The organism is Sphingomonas sp. 22176 (assembly GCF_052045505.1).
Lineage (GTDB): Bacteria > Pseudomonadota > Alphaproteobacteria > Sphingomonadales > Sphingomonadaceae > Sphingomonas.
The window spans coordinates 744,051-760,572 of sequence record NZ_JBQEPL010000001.1 but is presented as its reverse complement, the minus strand read 5'-3'; the positions used below and the strand labels follow the sequence as shown (position 1 = coordinate 760,572).

17 protein-coding genes and 1 tRNA gene are annotated in these 16,522 nt (G+C 64.6%); 15 read left to right on the top strand and 3 right to left on the bottom strand.

The window, feature by feature from the left end; genetic code table 11:
* Nucleotides 1–31: 31 nt before the first annotated feature.
* A complete protein-coding gene (locus tag ACTJKY_RS03545) occupies nt 32–709 on the bottom strand; it encodes an HAD family hydrolase (RefSeq protein ID WP_440844235.1) in 678 nt (225 codons plus the stop codon).
* Nucleotides 710–770: 61 nt separating this feature from the next.
* Here ACTJKY_RS03545 and ACTJKY_RS03540 point away from each other — a divergent pair, with 61 nt between their 5' ends.
* From ACTJKY_RS03540 to ACTJKY_RS03525, 4 genes are read left to right on the top strand one after another with little or no spacing between them, the layout of a single operon-like run.
* A complete protein-coding gene (locus ACTJKY_RS03540; RefSeq protein ID WP_440844234.1) occupies nt 771–1,880 on the top strand; it encodes an MlaE family lipid ABC transporter permease subunit in 1,110 nt (369 codons plus the stop codon).
* Nucleotides 1,877–2,698, top strand: coding sequence for an ABC transporter ATP-binding protein (locus tag ACTJKY_RS03535; protein ID WP_440844233.1), 822 nt, complete (start codon nt 1,877–1,879; stop codon nt 2,696–2,698). The genes ACTJKY_RS03540 and ACTJKY_RS03535 overlap by 4 nt, the downstream gene beginning before the upstream one ends.
* Nucleotides 2,698–3,663 (top strand): MlaD family protein, encoded by a 966-nt coding sequence (locus tag ACTJKY_RS03530; RefSeq protein ID WP_440844232.1) that lies wholly within the window; start codon nt 2,698–2,700, stop codon nt 3,661–3,663. The genes ACTJKY_RS03535 and ACTJKY_RS03530 overlap by 1 nt, the downstream gene beginning before the upstream one ends.
* Nucleotides 3,664–3,671: 8 nt before the next feature.
* Nucleotides 3,672–4,265, top strand: a complete 594-nt coding sequence (locus ACTJKY_RS03525) for an ABC-type transport auxiliary lipoprotein family protein (RefSeq protein WP_440844231.1) — start codon at nt 3,672–3,674, stop codon at nt 4,263–4,265.
* A 4-nt stretch (nt 4,266–4,269) separates the two neighbouring features.
* Here the strand turns inward: ACTJKY_RS03525 and ACTJKY_RS03520 are convergent, their stop codons facing one another.
* Complete coding sequence (locus tag ACTJKY_RS03520; RefSeq protein ID WP_440844230.1) at nt 4,270–5,157, bottom strand: peptidylprolyl isomerase; 888 nt, start codon at nt 5,155–5,157, stop codon at nt 4,270–4,272.
* A gap of 78 nt (nt 5,158–5,235) precedes the next feature.
* Here ACTJKY_RS03520 and ACTJKY_RS03515 point away from each other — a divergent pair.
* From ACTJKY_RS03515 to ACTJKY_RS03480, 8 genes are all read left to right on the top strand, one after another.
* Nucleotides 5,236–5,326 (top strand) — tRNA-Ser (locus ACTJKY_RS03515).
* Nucleotides 5,327–5,479: 153 nt separating this feature from the next.
* Nucleotides 5,480–6,703 carry a tyrosine-type recombinase/integrase gene (locus ACTJKY_RS03510; protein WP_440844228.1) on the top strand — a complete coding sequence of 408 codons (1,224 nt, stop codon included), beginning with the start codon at nt 5,480–5,482 and terminating at the stop codon, nt 6,701–6,703.
* Nucleotides 6,700–7,689 carry a hypothetical protein gene (locus ACTJKY_RS03505; RefSeq protein WP_440844227.1) on the top strand — a complete coding sequence of 330 codons (990 nt, stop codon included), beginning with the start codon at nt 6,700–6,702 and terminating at the stop codon, nt 7,687–7,689. The genes ACTJKY_RS03510 and ACTJKY_RS03505 overlap by 4 nt, the downstream gene beginning before the upstream one ends.
* A gap of 30 nt (nt 7,690–7,719) precedes the next feature.
* Entirely contained in the window at nt 7,720–7,923 is a 204-nt protein-coding gene (locus tag ACTJKY_RS03500) for a hypothetical protein (RefSeq protein ID WP_440844226.1), read from the top strand.
* 632 nt (nt 7,924–8,555) lie between these two features.
* The gene (locus ACTJKY_RS03495; RefSeq protein WP_440844225.1) at nt 8,556–10,340 is read left to right on the top strand and encodes a hypothetical protein; all 1,785 of its coding nucleotides are present in this window, start codon (nt 8,556–8,558) and stop codon (nt 10,338–10,340) included.
* Between the two features lie 52 nt (nt 10,341–10,392).
* The gene (locus ACTJKY_RS03490; RefSeq protein ID WP_440845214.1) at nt 10,393–12,729 is read left to right on the top strand and encodes a DUF3883 domain-containing protein; all 2,337 of its coding nucleotides are present in this window, start codon (nt 10,393–10,395) and stop codon (nt 12,727–12,729) included.
* 90 nt (nt 12,730–12,819) lie between these two features.
* A complete protein-coding gene (locus ACTJKY_RS03485; RefSeq protein ID WP_440844224.1) occupies nt 12,820–13,275 on the top strand; it encodes an excisionase family DNA-binding protein in 456 nt (151 codons plus the stop codon).
* Between the two features lie 2 nt (nt 13,276–13,277).
* Nucleotides 13,278–13,436 carry a hypothetical protein gene (locus tag ACTJKY_RS03480; protein WP_440844223.1) on the top strand — a complete coding sequence of 53 codons (159 nt, stop codon included), beginning with the start codon at nt 13,278–13,280 and terminating at the stop codon, nt 13,434–13,436.
* Here the strand turns inward: ACTJKY_RS03480 and ACTJKY_RS03475 are convergent.
* Nucleotides 13,420–13,635 (bottom strand): helix-turn-helix transcriptional regulator, encoded by a 216-nt coding sequence (locus ACTJKY_RS03475; protein WP_440844222.1) that lies wholly within the window; start codon nt 13,633–13,635, stop codon nt 13,420–13,422. The two genes, ACTJKY_RS03480 and ACTJKY_RS03475, sit on opposite strands and share 17 nt — an antisense overlap.
* A 767-nt stretch (nt 13,636–14,402) precedes the next feature.
* Here ACTJKY_RS03475 and ACTJKY_RS03470 point away from each other — a divergent pair.
* The 3 genes from ACTJKY_RS03470 to ACTJKY_RS03460 all read left to right on the top strand — a co-directional run bounded on the left by ACTJKY_RS03470 (nt 14,403) and on the right by ACTJKY_RS03460 (nt 16,512).
* Entirely contained in the window at nt 14,403–15,311 is a 909-nt protein-coding gene (locus tag ACTJKY_RS03470) for an ArdC family protein (protein ID WP_440844220.1), read from the top strand.
* Nucleotides 15,308–15,511: a sigma factor-like helix-turn-helix DNA-binding protein gene (locus ACTJKY_RS03465; protein ID WP_440844219.1), complete on the top strand. Its 204-nt coding sequence runs from the start codon at nt 15,308–15,310 to the stop codon at nt 15,509–15,511. Before ACTJKY_RS03470 ends, ACTJKY_RS03465 begins: the two co-directional genes overlap by 4 nt.
* Nucleotides 15,512–15,588: 77 nt before the next feature.
* Nucleotides 15,589–16,512, top strand: coding sequence for a HEPN domain-containing protein (locus ACTJKY_RS03460; RefSeq protein ID WP_440844218.1), 924 nt, complete (start codon nt 15,589–15,591; stop codon nt 16,510–16,512).
* Nucleotides 16,513–16,522: the final 10 nt, after the last annotated feature.

The following is a 16,522-nucleotide window of genomic DNA, read 5'->3' as shown; positions in this document are numbered from 1 at the left end:
GTTGCGAACCTTCTGGAAGCATAGGGAAAAGTCAGGGGCGCCGCCAGTCGAGTTGCGACCAGCCGCGCGCCGTGGCGAGCCGCGCGAGCGGGCCATGCGCATTCACCGCGAACGCCTCGTCCGCCCAGCCGAGCAGCGGCGCGTCGGAAACGTGATCGGAATAGGCGCGGACATAACAGGTTGCGCGCAGCAGACCCTTGGCCGCCAGCCAATTTTCGATCATGTGGAGCTTTACGGGCCCGTAACAGTTCTCGCCCTCGAGTTCGGAGAGAATATGCCCCTGCCCGTCCCGCTTCGCATTGGTGGCGATCACGTCATCGAAGCCCAGTCTTTTGCCGATCGCCTCGGCATAATAACGATGCGAGGCGGTGGCCATCACCAGCCGATAGCCGGCCGCGCGATCGGCCTCGATCTGCGCGCGGGCCCCCTGCAGGACGCCCTTCTGCAGCTCCAGCTCGGCAAAGGCCTCCGCGACTGCGGTCATCTCGGCCGGCGGCAGCGCGCGGCCGAGCAGCAGCCGGTGCGACAGGCGCTTCAGCCCCGCGCGATCGATCCGGCGCGTGACATAGGCCAGGCCGGCAAGCCCCACCACCGGGAACAGCCCCAGCCGCCACGGCGCGCGGGTGCGCGCGACGTGCAGCAGGAACCGCGTCCAGGTCGGTTTCGCGGTGATGGTCTTGTCCATGTCGTAGATGGCGAGGCGTTGCATTGCGCTCTCTAGCCACGGAGGAACTTGCCGTTCCAGCAAGAATCGCGGAAAGGGGGTTTCGATGAGGGCACCCGCCGACTTTGAACGGTCCGACGACAACGGCGAGGCGGTGCTCCGCTTCTCCGGCAATCTTTCGCTTGCCTGCCTGGGCGACCTGCCCGCGCGGCTGGAAACGGTGGAGGGCGACGTCGCCCGGCTCGACCTTCGTGAGGTCGGCCGGATGGACACGGTCGGCGCCTGGGTGGTCCACCGCTTCGCACGCGATCGCGGCGCCACGATCGAGGGGCTGAACGCCGACGAGCAGCATCTGCTCGACCAGGTGATCGCCGCCGAACATCCGATCCAGCTGCCGCCACCGCCGCCGGGATCCGTCACCCGCGCGCTGAGCGAGATTGGCGGCGCTGTGATCAATTCGGGCAAGACGCTGTACGGCCTGCTCGGCTTCATGGGCGCGACGGTGCTCGCGCTGTGGCACGTCATCACCCATCCGCGCCGCTTCCGCTTCAATGCGACGGTGCAGCGGTTCGAAGTGGTCGGCGTCGGCGCGCTCGGCATCATCGCGCTGATGAGCTTCCTGATCGGGATCGTCATCGCCCAGCAGGGATCGGTGCAGCTGCGCCAGTTCGGCGCGGAGATCTACACGATCAACTTGCTCGGGCGGCTGACGTTACGCGAGCTCGGCATCCTGATGACCGCGATCATGATCGCCGGCCGATCGGGATCGGCCTTCGCCGCGCAGATCGGCACGATGAAGCTGACCGAAGAGATCGACGCGATGCGGACGATCGGCGTCTCGCCGATGGAAGCGCTGGTGCTGCCGCGCGTGTTCGCGGTGGTGTTCATGCTGCCGCTGCTCGGCTTCTATTCCTCGATCATCTCGATCCTCGGCGGCGGTCTGCTCTGCTGGGTGGATCTCGGCATCACGCCGGTCACCTTCATCCAGCGCATCCGCGAAGTGGTGCCGCTCACCGATCTTTGGGTAGGGCTCGTCAAGGCACCCGTCTTTGGCGCGATCATCGCGATGGCCGGCTGCTTCCACGGCATGCAGGTGGAAGGCGATGCCGAGCAGGTCGGCCAGCGCACCACCACCGCGGTGGTGCAGGCGATCTTCCTGGTGATCGTGCTCGACGCCTTCTTCGCGGTGTTCTTCACCAATGTGGGCTGGACATGACCGACGCTGCACGCGACGACGACCGCGAAATCCTCATCCGTGTCCGCGGGCTGCGCAACGGCTTCGGCGAGCAGATCGTCCATGACGATCTCGACCTCGACGTGCGTCGGGGCGAGATCCTCGGCGTGGTCGGCGGGTCGGGCACCGGCAAGTCGGTGCTGATGCGCTCGATCATCGGCCTGCAATCGCCACTGGACGGCACGGTCGAGGTGTTCGGCGAGAACACCATCGGCCGCGAGGACACCGAAGCCGTCGACATTCGCAAGCGCTGGGGCATCCTGTTCCAAGGCGGCGCGCTGTTCTCGACGCTCACCGTTTCCGAAAACGTCCAGGTGCCGCTCAAGGAATATTATCCGGGGCTCGACCAGGCGCTGCTCGAGGAAATCGCCGCGTACAAGGTGGTGATGACCGGCCTTCCGGCCGAAGCGGGCCCCAAATATCCGGCCGAGCTTTCGGGTGGCATGAAGAAGCGCGCCGGCCTGGCGCGCGCGCTGGCGCTCGATCCCGAGCTGCTGTTCCTCGACGAGCCGACCGCCGGGCTCGACCCGATCGGCGCAGCGGCGTTCGACGAGCTGACCGCATCGCTGCAAAAGACGCTGGGGCTTACCGTGTTCCTGATCACCCATGATCTCGACACGCTCTATGCCATCTGCGACCGCGTCGCGGTGCTGGCGGACAAGCGGGTGATCGCGGTGGGGACAATTCCGGAGCTGCTGGCGTTGGACCATCCGTGGATCCAGGAATATTTCAACGGACCGCGCGGACGCGCTGCGGTCGCAGGCCCGAACCGGCGGGTGCACGAGGATAAGAGGGACTGATGGAAACGCGTTCCAATCATGTGCTGGTCGGCGCGGTCGTGCTGATCCTGCTCGCCGTGCTGTGCCTGTTCATCGTCTGGCTGTCGCGGCTAGGAGGCGGCGACGAGCGCCAGTACGATATCTTCTTCAAGCAGTCGGTCGACGGCCTCAGCCGCGGTTCGTCGGTGAGCTTCTCGGGCGTGCCCGCGGGCACCGTGAAGGACATCCAGTTCTGGCGTCCGGATCCCAGCCTGGTGCGGGTGCGCATCAGCGTGCAGCCCGACGTGCCGATCCTCGAAGGCACCAACGCGACGATCCAAGGCAGCTTCACCGGCCCCAGCACCGTCCAGCTGGACGGTGCGGTAAAGGGCCAGCCGCCGATCGAATGTCCCAAAGACAATCCCCGCGCCGCCTGCCCGCTGGGTGTGCCGGTGATCCCGACCAAGGCTGGCGGCCTCGGCGCGCTGCTGAGCTCGGCGCCGAAGCTGCTCGAGCGGCTGACCACGCTCACCGAGCGCGTCTCCGACCTGCTCGACGAGAAGAATCAGGCCTCGATCGGCGGCATCCTCGCCAACACCAACCGGCTGACCAAGTCGCTGGCGGATCGCGGTCCGGAGATCGCCGCGACGCTCGCCGAGACGCGCGTGGCAATCCAGCAGGCCGGCGCCGCGGCGCAGCAGATCGGCCAGCTCGCCGCCACCACCAACGGGATGATGGCGAGCGACATCAAGCCGACCATCGCCAATCTGAACGCCACCATCACCTCGGCGCGCAAGAGCGTCGAGACGCTGGATGCGACGATCGGCGATGCCCGGCCGGGGATCCAGACTTTCTCGAACAAGACGATGCCCGAAGTGGGCCAGCTCGTGCAGGATCTGCGCGAGATGTCGCTCGCGCTCACCAACGTCGCGCACAAGCTCGATCAGGGCGGAGCTTCCAGCCTGATCGGGGCACCCGCGCTGCCCACCTACAAGCCGAAGAAGTGAGGTTCCGGATGAACAAGTCCGCCATCGCCGCGCTGCTCGCCGCCGTGTCGCTTTCCGGCTGCATTTCCTTCGCGGCCAAGCCGCCCGCCTCGCTGCTGACGCTTCAGCCGGCGGCGGTGCTCCCGGCGGGCGAGGTCCAGCAGTCGGGCACGGTCAAGGCCGTGACGATCGGCCCGGTCAACGCGCCGCAGGAACTGGCGACCACCCGCGTGCCGGTCCATTCGGGCCCGGGCGGGACGACCGTCGCCTATGTGAAGGACGCGCAGTGGGTCGAAGGGCCCGCCAGCCTGTTCAGCCGGCTGCTCGCCGACACCATCGCCGCGCGCACGGGCCGCATCGTGCTCAGCCGCCGCCAGTCGCTGAGCACGCCCAGCGCCAGCCTGGGCGGCGACGTGCGCAGCTTCGGCGTCGACGCGAGCAAGATGGAAGCCGTAGTGGTGTTCGACGCATCGCTCGGCCGCGAAGGCACCCAGACGTTCGAACGTCACCGCTTCGAGTCACATGTGCCCATCGCCGCGGTGACCACCGCCGCGATCGGCCCGGCGCTCAACCAGGCCGCCAACCAGGTTGCCGCCGAAGTCGCCGACTGGGTCGGCAAATAAGCGATCAGGGCCGGCGGCGGACCGCCGCCGGCAGGTCGCAGACATTGAGCCCCGTCGCCACGGTCGGCGGGGCCGGGTTCTCGCGCAGCGCCATCATCGCGGCGTAGCGGACATTGTCGGTCGCGCGGACCTGGAAGTGCGGGCGCTCGTCCGCGGGCAGCTGGCTGGCGAGCTTCACCCACAGGATGCCGGTCCGCTCCTGCGCGGTCGCATAGACGCCCATTGCGGCATCGCTGCGCGGCAGCGCGGAGAGATACTGCATCCCCTCGATGATCCGCCCCACCACCGTGTAGTTGCGATCGAGGCGGCGCGCCGACTGGCCGATCGGGGTGAACAGCTCCGATCCGCTGCCGGTATCGGGCAACGCATCGCGCGCCACGCCGACCATGCCGTAGCAATGGGTGAGCCACGCCGCCTTGCCGTCGGTTGCGATCGGCCAGCCATCGGCAGTGACGCCGGTTGCGGTCGCATAGGAATCGGGCTTGGCCAGGCGCTGGGCGGGGGTGAAGGCGCCGATCTCGAACTCGGCGGGCGGGCGGGTAAGGAGCTCGGGCGGGAGCGACTTCTTCTCGCTCGCATCGCCCCATTGCGCGACCCAGTTTTCCTGCACCCGGTAGACGCTCTCCCCGTCCCACCAGCGCGCCGCGGCGAGCTTGCGGATGTTGTTGACGTGTGCGGGCGCGAACCGCGCGGCGAGGCGGATCGCGACCTGCTTGCCGCCGGCCAGCTGGATCAGCAGGATCTCGTCATCGGGAATGTCGCGCCAGTCCTCGGGCGCCGGCTCGGCCGCCGACGGGGCGGGCCGCGGCGGCGCGATGGTCTGGGGGGCATTCTGGGCGGCGAGCGGCGCGGCGGCGAGGATCGCGGCGAGGACGAGCAGGGTTTTTGCCATGGGGAGAGCTTGGCATGCCAACGGACGCTTGCCTAGCCGCCCAAGGAACGGTAGGGCCGCGCCTTCCAGGTATCCTGCGGAGCGGTGGCCGAGTGGTCGAAGGCGCTCGCCTGGAAAGTGAGTATACGCCAAAAGCGTATCGAGGGTTCGAATCCCTCCCGCTCCGCCACCTGCGCCCTTTTTGGGCCTCCCCAAACCCGCTAAAAACTGCTAGAAAACCGCAGAAATCAGCGGTTTTTTCGTTCCGCTGAATTCCATGTGATCCGACACCATCCCACGAGAAGTGTGGGGTAAAGTGTGGGGTAAATCGGAGTGGGATGCGATGGGAAAGCTGACTGCGACCAAGATCCGGGCGTTGACCGAACCAGGTCGGTACTCCGACGGTGACGGGCTCTTCCTGGAACTGAATGGCAAGGATTCAGGCCGCTGGCTTCTTCGCGTTCAAGCTGAGGGCCGGCGAAGGGATATAGGCCTGGGGTCGTTGAAAGCTGTTTCTCTCGCTGATGCGCGAGAAGCCGCGCTGCTAACCCGAAAGAAAATCGCCCAAGGCATCGACCCCGTCGCCGAGAAGAAGCAGGAGCGACAGGAAATCCCAACGTTCCGCAGGGCTGCCGAAATGGTCCACGAGGAACACGAGAAGGCTTGGAAGAACGGCAAGCATCAGAACCAGTGGATCGTAACGCTGAAGACCTACGCCTTTCCTAAGATGGGCGACAGGTTGGTCAGCGAGATCGAAGGGCCGCTGATCCGCGATGTGCTGGCGCCGATCTGGCTGGCGAAGCCGGAAACAGCGCGCCGCGTCCGGCAACGCATCGGCACAGTTCTCGACTGGTCCTATGCACGCGGGTTTCGCGCAACCGAAGCGCCGATGCGCTCGCTGTCCAAGGGGCTGCCTCGCCAGCCCAAGAAGGACAACCACTTCGCAGCTTTGCCATATGCTTCGGTACCGGATTTCATTGAGAAGCTGGGCGCGCGTGAATCGGTGGGCCGCGTAGCGTTGGAAGCGCTGATCCTGACAGCCGCACGATCAGGCGAAATCCGGGGTGCGACCTGGTCAGAACTCGACCTGGGAGCAGCGTTGTGGACCATCCCGGCCGAACGGATGAAAATGGGGCGAGTGCACGTCGTGCCTCTTTCACCACAAGCGGTAGCCGTGTTCGAGCGCGCCAAGAAGTTCAAGGCTGGCGCTAGCGACTTGGTGTTCCCCGGTCAGACCGTGAAGAAGCCGCTTTCGGATATGACGCTTCTCAAGATCCTCCGCGACATGAATCTTGCGGTGACCGTGCACGGGTTCCGCTCGGCCTTTCGCGATTGGGTGGCGGAGCGGACCAACTATTCGGGCGAGATTGCAGAAGCCGCTTTGGCGCACACCGTCGCCAACAAGGTTGAGGCTGCCTACCGTCGGACCGACTTTCTTGAGAAGCGCAGACTTCTGATGCGGGACTGGGCAGGCTTCTGTACCAAAACGCAGTGTGCAGAGCAGATCGACGCGGAGGCGGGAGAACGCTCTGCGGGCTTGGGGAGCCCAAACAGGAGGGGAACATGATGAGGGAAGCGCGAACGTCGCTCCGTGACCATCGCGATCAGCTGATGTCGACGGGTCTCGCGTGGGTGCGACAAGCGCGTCGATTCCAAGCGGGAATCAATGTCGTGTGTGTGATGGGGGGCGCCGCCCTTGCCGGCGTTGGCGGCGCCATGGAAGGTGGTTTGGCGCCGACGAGTGGCAACGGCCTGGTCACGCTGAAAGGCTTATGCGTGTGGCTCGGTGTCGGGCTTGTATTTTTGGGCGGCGTCCTACTGCTGCTCCTCCGCGATGAGGCCCCTGAGCTGCTGGCCCGAGCGGCCGCCCTTGAAGGCGAGGCGCAGAAGTACCTTGATGAACGGGATGGGCTGCTCGTCCGATTGGAATCGTCAGCGACACTTGATCGCAAACGCCTCGCGCTCATTGATGCAAATCGCACCATGCGAGAGGCCTTGGAGCAGGCTTTGCTCGTGGCAGAAGCAACACCCAGCGAAGCTTCTAACCTGATGCTGCAGACTGCGCTTCGTTTCATCACCGCCTCGATCGGATTCGACGCCGACGAAGAGTGGGCGATCTCAGTGTTCCAAGTGCAGGGGGAAGGTGAAGAGGCCCTGCTCCGCCGGATTGCGGCCGCCCGCGCCGATCGCCTGAGTGAACAGAACGACCCGCGCAGCTGGAAGCGCAACGAAGCGTATGTCGGCGCGGCGTGGCATAGTGCCCGGGATTTGATCATAGAAGACAGCAGCGATCCGCAGGTGGCGCAGGATTACCCTGTCCCGCAGAGTAAGAAGCGCGACTACGATACGGATCGCTATCGCTCGATGGCTGCGATTCCCGTGCGGCTCGGACCCGAGCCCAGGATATGGGGCGTTGTGGCCGCGTCGAGCAACCGCGTTGGAAGGTTTCGCCGCGATCCGAACAACCGCCAAGTGCAGACCGTGGACACCGTTCGCGCGATGGCGCGCATGATCGCGCTTATGGCTGCCGCGTTCGAGCGGAGCGAAGGCTGATCTTTACGCGTAGAGTCATATATGAGAGACATGACGAAGAAGGAGCTGCCCATGAAAATCGGCATGGAAAACGATCCGGTCGAAAATTTCGATCGGGAGCAGGAGCGTGCGATCGCTGCTGCCGTCCAGGCGCAGTTCGGCAAGGGTGACCTTCGCGAGGCCCTGCGCCGGGTCGATCGGCTCGCCGAGCGCCGGCTGGAAATGAACGAAAAAATTTCCCGCATTTGCGCGTGAAAGATGCGGACAGGGTGATCTTATCCTGTCCGTATTAGCTGGCCGTTGTACCAGCAGGTCCATAATCAGGCACTTGCCCAGACACCATCCGACCAATCCGGTCGCGAAACTAGCGGCCTTATAAAAGTTGCTGAAAAAATCGGCAAGCCAGCTCGATCGCGTCTCACAGTCACAGATCGTCGGGGTACCCGCCCCGCTCCCTCAATCTGCGCATGATGCCTAGCGCGTCTGTCGTCGGCGTGCCGAATGGTCACTCGTTCAAAACCTAGCCTGACAGAGCCTAGCCTGAGGAAAACCTGTTCCCAACGTAACAGCGAGCAAAACGGCCGCTCCGCTTTCTACCAATCTCGGCCGCTCACCCTGCAAAGACGCCAGAAGCTGATGCTACAGGCGCATCCTCTCGGGCAACTGATGCCTCTGAACCGACTAAGCATTGCATTCACGCTGCACAGGATCGATTGCTTCCTGTTGCGCGACAAATTTGCGCTCATTAGTATCCACCTACCCACGCGGGGCGTGGCTGTGTGGGGGCCACCGTGGCATCAACTCTGGACGACGCGGTCGATGTAGCATCGACACCTAAAGGGACGCGCGACACCTCCAGGCGGAGGTCTACGCGGCGACCGCCCGCTGTGCGCATCGAAGAGCCGAGCTATACGCCTCCCGATTTCAGCGGAAGCCGGCAGATCAGGATCGGCGCCAGCTTCATTGAGCAATTCGTCGCCGGTCACGATGCCGGCGATGTCCTGCGCGAGCTAGTACAGAATGAGTTCGATGGCGGCGGCAACACGCTCACGCTCACCTTCGGCAGTCGCGCTCTCGAAGTCACGGGGTCGGGACGCGATATCGATGCGCGAGGATGGAACCGACTGTCTGTAATCGTAGGTACCGGCAACGTGATGGGCAGTGGCCGGGGGGAAGTCGTCGCCGCCAAGGAGAACGGCATCGGCTCGAAGAATTTCGGCCTTCGCTCTCTCTTCCGGTTCGGCGACACTATCCATGTGCGGTCGGCCGGACGGGTCGCGCTCCTTGATCTTCAAACCCAGGAGACCGCGCAGGAAGCCGACCCCTCTTGGCAGCGCGACAGGGGCGTTCGCATCCACGTTCCCTATCGGGAGCAATCAACTGACCGACTTGAAGCCTTTTCGGTCGAACGAGAAGAGCATGCGCTCGGGCTGATGGCGGCAGGAATGCTGGACACGCTGGTCAAGCTCGCTCTCACAGGCCAGAGGCGCGGGCTCCGCCAGGTTCAGGTCAATTCGCTCCAAACCAACCGTACTCTGCGGTGGAAGCAGGATGCCGTTGCCGGGCGCTGCCGTCTGGCCGGGGTCTCGATGGTTGCGCGAAAAGGCCGTCTAACGGACGGCGATGTGGGCACGCCATTCCAAGAGGAGGAGTTCTCCCGCTCAGTTGAGATACCCGACAAATACAAGGGCCGTGCATTCCCGGCCTATTATCGCGTCGCTGGCGGCCGGCTGAAAATCGGTGTGTCGGTCGCGATCTCGCGCAAGCGTATCGACCTCACCCAAGGTGGACATTTCTATTATCCCTTGAAGGCGCCGACTTCGCGGACAGGATGCGCGATCAGCGTCAGCGCCCCCTTCGAGCTCAACACCGACCGAAGTGGCCTGATTGACCATGTCTGGAACGATTGGCTGATCGACCAGGCGGTCGCTCTCACCGTCGATTTGCTGCGCGCCGACTGGTTCCTGCGTTATGGCGCGGAGGCCTATAAGGCCCTCGTTGCTCAGGGTGCTGCCAGCCCCGACCGTTTCGCGACCAAGCTCGCTGAGCGCCTGAAGAGTGATGCATGCTGGCCTACACGGGCGAAGGGCAACGATCGTTTCGCCCAGGCCGAAAAGATGGTGCTCCCGACGGACGAGCTTTACGCGAGTTTTCTCTCCGATAAGTGCTACCTCGATCCCGGGCTCGCCGCCGATCGGGACGTGTCTGAACTGCTGATTCAGTGCGGCGCTGTCCGCTTTACGCTCGGCTCACTTGTTCGCCTCCGATGCGCGGGCAAGGATTCCGCTGGCTTGGCCACCAAGATCAAGGGCGAGGCCAACTATTCCTACGAGGATTACGAGACCTCACTCAGATCCATCGATCGCCAAAAGCGGCTGGCGGCCGCGATTTCCGCATATCCTCGCAAGCTCACCAAAGCGCATTCTACCGATCTCGCCAAGACCCCCCTCGACGCTCAGCGCTACGGGCATGCTGCGGCCGGCCGAGCAACTAATGATTGTCGATCCGCAGCTCTGGGACGATTGCCCGGAGCCCGAGGAAAACCGGCTGCACCCGGACCTTGCATCATACTGGGCGATTGCGCGCCATTGCCGCAAGTTCGACGAGGAACGCTGGCTAATCGACGCAGCCGAACGCGCTGCCACTGCGAAGCACGACGATCGCGAACGTGAGACGCTCTACCGCAAGCTGTTGGCAAGAGAGACGCCGATCAGTCGCACAGCGATGACCGCACTGCGCGCCAACCCGGTCATGAAGAATCAGCGAGGCGAATGGGTCGCCCCCTCCGCCATGGCGCACCTGAAACGCCCTCTGGCACGGCTGTTCGATCCGGTGATTGACGCGCCGTCGAAGGATTTGCTTGCAGCGCCGACACTGCTCAGCCGCCTGCGGCTTCGCGAAACGCTGAACGGGATTGATCTCATCCGCTACGCTCATGGGTTGGTCGACCGACCGGAAATGGCCGAGCGCTTCGAGAAGCTGCTCGGCGCCGAGCTCAAGCTGCTCACGCCGGCGACGGTAGAGGCGCTGCGGGGGATTCGGTGCCTCAAGGCGAAATCGGGCGTCCTCGCAACCCCGGCTTCGCTTCATCTTGATACCCCGACCAACCGCCTTTGCATCGGGGACAATGACCGCATCGTCGGCGGCACCGACGACATCCTCTATCGCAAGCTCAAGTTGAAGGCGGCGCCAGACTCCGAGACACTCCTCGACATCCTCACATTTCATCGCGGGGAGGGCACGGCACCGGACCGTCCCGATCTGCTGTACCCCGCCCTTGTTGAGGCAATCGCGCGCGAGCGCTTATCGAAGGCGGACCTCGCCGACAAACGGATCTGCTGGGTCCAGAACGGCTATCACGCGCCGGCAGACATCCTAGTGGGGCCCCGTATCCCGGCACCCATTGCCGAAGTCGTGCCCGTCTACCGGCACACCGACGAGATCGGCCGCGCGTACCAAGATCTGGGGGCGCCATTCGCATCGAACGATACCCATTGGGTGCGCTTTTTCAGGACCGTCGGTACCGAATGGGCCGCTTTGCCCACGCTTGACCAGCACCGCCGGCGCGTTCTGCTGGAGGCATATCGGCTGCGCGGTCCGCTCGGTCTCCCGACCGGGCTCGAGGATGTCCGCTGCCTGATCGACGAGCGGGCGCGGCTTTTCACGCTGGTGGAACTGCGCGCGGGCCAGCTTGTCGAGCCCGATTTTTCTGCCCTGCAGGATGCTCTGAGAGTCGCCGACAGCAAGATCGGGGTCATCGAATCGAGTGATCGATCGCGCGCCTTCTACGCGTCGCTCGGCATCAAGCCGCTCTCTGCCATCGCCGGCGCGAGCACGCCCATTCTGGGCGCGCCCTGCCGAGCGCCGTTCTGGTTCAAGGCCAAGCTCGGCGATCGCGTTATCGCCATGCTCCACCGGCCGCTGTTCGCCTGGGCGCTGAGCGAAATTGCCTACCGGACCCGGCATGGTCATGCCGGTTTTCTGCCTGCGGATCGTGCGACGATCGAGGCCCGCCTCGCTGCGATCCGTTCGATCGACTTTTTCCAGACCCTCAATCGTCGCTACAGCGTCGGCGGGGCTAGCGTCCTCGTCCCTGCCCAACTCGCGCTGGACAAGGTACGACTGGGGCTGGTGCCGCCTAAGAACAAGGCGGTCTTTCAACTGCTGCTGGCGGAGGCCCTTGCGGAAATTGCCGGCGCGACGAGCGTATCGACCATGCGCTCGATCGCGCACGCCTTCCTACCGCTCCTGCTCTGCGGAACTCAGGAGGAGCTGACCGACTATCTCGAAATGAATGGCATCCCGGTCCGCAGGCAGGCTGAGGATGGCGACGAGCTCGACCTCAATATCAACGATGACGATGATCAACCCGACGATGCCGAGGAGCTGGCGATCCGGCAGGTGTTTGACGATCTCAACACCGAGGGCCCGAGCAATACCGAGCCGGTAAAGCCGGTCGACCTACCAGCACAAGCGCCGGTTACCCCGTCATCGCCTCCCACGCCACCATCGCCGCCACCGTTCCAGCTTCCCGATCTTGATGAAGTCTCACTCACCGTCGTTGACATAAAGGGCGCCACGATCGAGCCGCGGCAGCAGAGCCAGCGCAGCGGAGGTTCGGGCGGTGTCTGGCTGCCTCCGACGCCGGAGGAGGTGGCGCGCGCTGGCAAGCTCGGTGAGCGAGGGGAGGCCCTCGTGTATCGAATGGAACTCGAGCGGATCCGGGCGATGGGATATTCAGAACCAGAGCGATACGTTATCTGGACGTCCCGCGAGCAGCCCGGTGCTGATCACGATATCCGGTCGATCGACGCCGATGGACGGCCGCGCTGGCTTGAAGTCAAGTCGACCACCGGAAGCGATGGACGGTTCGAATGGTCACGCCAGGAATTTGAAAAGGCGATGCGGGAGCGTGAACGTTACGAGTTGTGGCGGGTCTATCGGGTCGCCGAGCGCAGCCCGACGGCGAAATGCTTCGCCAATCCGGCCGGCTTGCTGGGAACAGGCAAGATCGCGCTGGAACTCGGCGGCCTCAGAGTGAATATCGAAGACATGGCCTAAGACGGTAGCGTCATATTCTCTAAAGCGATTTTTCTCTCCGCAACGCTCGAGCAAATATTGCATTGCAGATCGCCCGATGGAGAGCCCACTATGACCAAGCCAGCCTTCGCGGAGGAACTCGGCAGCCTCCTGGTTTCCGCGAAAGAGAAGGCATTGGCCAATCAGCTTTGTCAGGTCCTGGAATCGCACGCGTCCGGCGATGCGACGCTCAGCGTCTTGAACGATGACAAGACCTCGACCGAGATGACGCTGACCCCAGGCTTGTCGCGGCTGCTGATGGAGCTGCTGCGGCACGTTGGGCGGGGCGCTGCGGTGACGCTGGTACCGGTCCGCCAGATGCTGACCACGCAGCAGGCGGCGGACATCCTGAACGTCTCTCGTCCCTTCTTCATTTCCTTGCTGGAAAAGGGCGAGATCGCGTTTGACACCGTGGGCCGGCATCGTCGGATCAAGACCGAGGATCTGTTCGCCTACAAGCGCGCGCGCGATGAAAAGCGGGACAGAGCGCTGTCGGCGCTCGCCGCGCTGGACGCGGAGCACCTGTAGAATTGTTCGCCAATCGGTACACCGCGTTTATCGACGCCTGTACGCTGGCGGGCACGCTTAAGCGCAATCTGTTGCTGACGCTTTCCGAAGCCGAACAAATTCACCTCGCAGGATTGCTGCGTGCAAATGGGTTGGGGTTGATCATCAAGCTCGTGGACTGACGGCAGTCTCCTTGGTCTCGAGGCTGTTCAGCCATTCAGAGACTTCGGACTCGCGCCATCCCATGCAGCGGGTGCTGATCCGGGTGTTCTTGGGGAACGTGCCAGCTTCCATTTTTCGGTAGAGGGTGGAGCGGGTGAGGCCGGTCAAGGCGAGCACGGCCCTGATCCGGAGGATGCGGTCTGGATGTTGGAGTTGCATTGCGATCACCTTGCATCGTGTGAGGGTTGGTGGAGCGCTCCGGGGCAAGATTGGGCTGAGTTGCGGGTCGGGAAAAGAGCCTGGTTGGGCTCAGATGGGGCAACCTGGGGACTCCCGGCCCCCTATCGTCGAGCAAGAAACATCTGAGGTCCAAGGCGGGTATGCCAGGGCGTCTCACGCCTTCGGCGTGACTGCGCTCGCACGCCACTCGCGCGGCGCTGAGTCGGCGTGGCCGTCTCGGCCCTCCGGGTTTTGATCGCGGACGCGGAGCCGATCCGGCGGGTCGGCCGCCAGCAGATGCCGGCAGCGGAACGCGGGTGCGGTGCGCGCGCTGGCGCACGCCTGCGGCGACACCAGGGCGCGCGTGTTGTTGATGCCCGCGTGGCACACTTGCCCGGGCGGAGGCACGGGCGGCGGCTGGCGCACGGCTGGCGCGCGCACGCCGCCCGCGCAGGCCCGCTCGGTTGCAAGGGTGCAGTTCTTGTCCGGGCGCCGGTGGCGCCCGGCAGCGCGGTTGCGCTGACAGGATGGTCGCCGCGCGGTTGCGCGGCGGCGTTGTTGCGCCGGCACGCGGAAAGGGCGGGGGGAGCGTCGCTTCCCTGTAGTCCTGCCGCGGCATGCCGCAAGCCGGGCGGTGCCCGGCTCCTCCACGTTGTTTCGGCCCTGCGGGTGCGGCCTGCCTCTGACGGCAGGACTGTCGGTTCGCTCCTGCCGCTCCCCCCGCCCTTCCGGCGCCGGTTGCGGTGTTTTGGAAGGAGGAAAGGACCATGGGTGTTGGACACGAGAACCGGGCGAGCCTCTATGCCGAGGTGACGAACCGGGTGATTGCCGAGCTGGAGCAGGGACGGCTGCCCTGGGTGCAGCCTTGGGATGCTGCGGCTTGTGGCTGTGCGATGCCGGCCAATGCCGCGACCGGGCGGCGCTATTCGGGGATCAATGTGCTAATCCTCTGGGCTGCGGTCATCGGAGGGCGGTACGCCTCGCAGCGCTGGTTGACCTACGCCCAAGCGCAGGCGGCGGGTGGCAGCGTGCGGCGCGGCGAGCGGGGGACGACGATCTGTTATGCCGATCGCTTCACGCCGAAAGACGAGGCCGAGCGGGCGCGCGATGAAGATCGCGAGGCGCGGCAGCTGGCCTTTCTGAAGCGGTTCACCGTGTTCAACGTCGACCAGTGCGAGGGCCTGCCCGAGCGATTGACGGCGATGGCGCAAGGCGAACCGGTAGCGGAGGCGGATCGCATTCCCGCTGCGCACGCGCTGATGGAAGCAAGTGGCGCCGATATCCGGATCGGTGGCGGGGAAGCCTATTATAGCCCGAGCGGCGATTATGTCGCGGTGCCGCCGCCGCTCGCATTCTACAACCGCATCAACTGGTATCGCACCGTGCTGCATGAACTGGGGCATTGGACCGGGCATGCATCGCGGCTGGGACGGGACCAGTCGGGGGCATTCGGCAGCGCGGCCTATAGTCGGGAAGAGCTGGTCGCGGAGATGGCAAGCGCGTTCACGTGCGCGTCGCTGGCGATCCGGCCAACCGTGCGGCACGCCGATTATATCGGCAGCTGGCTGGCGGTGCTGCGGGAGGACGAAAAGGCGATCTTCCGCGCCGCGAGCGCTGCCAGCAAGGCGGCCGATTACCTGCTCGGCTTCGTCTCAGACGAGGACGCGGGCCGATGATGCGCTGGCTTCGTCTGCGGCGGATGCGCCGCGCCTTTCGTGCGCTGCCGGAGCGCGATCAGGCAATCTTCGGATCTGTGCGGTTCGATGATTGCGATTACATCGAAACGGCCAGGCGGCATGGCTGCACGGTGGCGGAGGTGGAACAGACCGTCGCCCGCGTGCTGATCGCGCTCGACCTTGCCGCGCGGGGCAAATGACCATGGCCGAGGCCACACCTCGCCCGGCGGCGCCGGGCGAGGTGTACGCCGAGGCATCAGCGCGTTAGGATCGATCCATGAGGACCAGCCTCGACCATCTGCCCCCAGCCAAGCAGCGCGAGCTGGAGCGTGTCGTCCAGATCCTGTTCCAGGAATTCGGCGACGCGATCGCCATTGCCACTTCGGACTGGAAGAAGCAGGCGCGCATCCTCAAGGTCATTCTGTACGGCAGCTATGCGCGCGGTGGCTGGGTCGACGAACCCCATACCGCCAAGGGCTATCAATCGGACTTCGACCTGCTGGTCATCGTAAACAGCGACAAGCTCACCGATCGGGTGGAGTTCTGGGCAACCGCCGAGGACCGGCTGAACCGCGAACTGGCGATCACGAAGACGCTGCGCACGCCCGTCAATTTCATCGTGCACACCCTTCAGGAGGTGAACGACGGGCTGGCGCATGGGCGGTATTTCTTCATGGACGTCGCCCGCGACGGCATCGCGCTATACGAGAGCGATCCTACCGAACTGCACCAACCGAAGCCCAAGACGCCTCCGCAGGCGCTGGCGATGGCGCGGGAGTACTTCGAAGAGTGGTTCTCGGCAGCCATGCGCAGACATGACTTCGTGCGCTTCGGCTTAGAGAAGGGGCACTCTCGCGAGACCGCATTCGAACTGCACCAGACTGCCGAGAGCCTCTACCACTGCGTGCTGTTGGTCTGCACCTTCTATACGCCGCATACCCACAATCTTGGGTTTCTGCGCACGCAGGCCGAGAGGATCGATCCACGCCTTGTGGACGCGTGGCCGCGCGACCAGCGAATCGACCGTTCGCGGTTCGAGAAGCTGAAGGAAGCCTATGTGAAGGCGCGCTATTCGAAGCACTACCGGATCAGCGCCGAGGAACTGGCGTGGCTGGGCGAACGCGTCGAAGTGCTGGGGCAGGCGGTGCAGGTGATCTGCGAAGAACGCATCGCCGCGCTGGAGCGTGCCGCTGCCGCATGATGGCGCCTGT

What these genes read in the sequence shown, in the direction of transcription:
- ACTJKY_RS03540 (WP_440844234.1), top strand. Translation starts at nt 771, where the DNA reads ATGAGGGCACCCGCCGACTTTGAACGGTCCGACGACAACGGCGAGGCG.
- ACTJKY_RS03475 (WP_440844222.1), bottom strand. Translation starts at nt 13,635, where the DNA reads ATGCAACTCCAACATCCAGACCGCATCCTCCGGATCAGGGCCGTGCTC.
- ACTJKY_RS03470 (WP_440844220.1), top strand. Translation starts at nt 14,403, where the DNA reads ATGGGTGTTGGACACGAGAACCGGGCGAGCCTCTATGCCGAGGTGACG.
- ACTJKY_RS03490 (WP_440845214.1), top strand. Translation starts at nt 10,393, where the DNA reads ATGACCGCACTGCGCGCCAACCCGGTCATGAAGAATCAGCGAGGCGAA.
- ACTJKY_RS03460 (WP_440844218.1), top strand. Translation starts at nt 15,589, where the DNA reads ATGAGGACCAGCCTCGACCATCTGCCCCCAGCCAAGCAGCGCGAGCTG.
- ACTJKY_RS03545 (WP_440844235.1), bottom strand. Translation starts at nt 709, where the DNA reads ATGCAACGCCTCGCCATCTACGACATGGACAAGACCATCACCGCGAAA.
- ACTJKY_RS03485 (WP_440844224.1), top strand. Translation starts at nt 12,820, where the DNA reads ATGACCAAGCCAGCCTTCGCGGAGGAACTCGGCAGCCTCCTGGTTTCC.
- ACTJKY_RS03525 (WP_440844231.1), top strand. Translation starts at nt 3,672, where the DNA reads ATGAACAAGTCCGCCATCGCCGCGCTGCTCGCCGCCGTGTCGCTTTCC.
- ACTJKY_RS03505 (WP_440844227.1), top strand. Translation starts at nt 6,700, where the DNA reads ATGATGAGGGAAGCGCGAACGTCGCTCCGTGACCATCGCGATCAGCTG.
- ACTJKY_RS03530 (WP_440844232.1), top strand. Translation starts at nt 2,698, where the DNA reads ATGGAAACGCGTTCCAATCATGTGCTGGTCGGCGCGGTCGTGCTGATC.
- ACTJKY_RS03500 (WP_440844226.1), top strand. Translation starts at nt 7,720, where the DNA reads ATGACGAAGAAGGAGCTGCCCATGAAAATCGGCATGGAAAACGATCCG.
- ACTJKY_RS03465 (WP_440844219.1), top strand. Translation starts at nt 15,308, where the DNA reads ATGATGCGCTGGCTTCGTCTGCGGCGGATGCGCCGCGCCTTTCGTGCG.
- ACTJKY_RS03510 (WP_440844228.1), top strand. Translation starts at nt 5,480, where the DNA reads ATGGGAAAGCTGACTGCGACCAAGATCCGGGCGTTGACCGAACCAGGT.
- ACTJKY_RS03520 (WP_440844230.1), bottom strand. Translation starts at nt 5,157, where the DNA reads ATGGCAAAAACCCTGCTCGTCCTCGCCGCGATCCTCGCCGCCGCGCCG.
- ACTJKY_RS03535 (WP_440844233.1), top strand. Translation starts at nt 1,877, where the DNA reads ATGACCGACGCTGCACGCGACGACGACCGCGAAATCCTCATCCGTGTC.